General features: G+C 48.6%; 1 pseudogene. It reads left to right on the forward strand.

The features are described from left to right. Positions 1-280: pseudogene (locus LGT40_RS00095) on the forward strand (transposase); the annotation flags it as partial.

A 280-nucleotide genomic window follows, 5' to 3' on the forward strand; every position in this document is an offset into this window, starting at 1 on the left:
CTGGTGGCCAGACAAAACGGCATCACCCCAAGTTTATTGTTTAAGTGGAAGAAACTCATGCAAGACGGTGGCATGTCGGCAATTCAATCTGGTGATGAAGTGGTCAGCTCAGCTGAGCACAAAGCGTTGCAGAAAAAAGTGAAGCAACTGGAGCAACTGCTTGGCCGCAAAACCATGGAAACGGAAATTCTGAAAGAGGCGCTGGAGATAGCTCAGTCAAAAAAGTTAATATCGCGCATGCCATTGTTGCCACCGGACGATTCCCTCTCATCCGAGTCGT

This window comes from Methylophaga pinxianii, from assembly GCF_020447225.1.
Taxonomy (GTDB): Bacteria; Pseudomonadota; Gammaproteobacteria; order Nitrosococcales; family Methylophagaceae; genus Methylophaga; species Methylophaga pinxianii.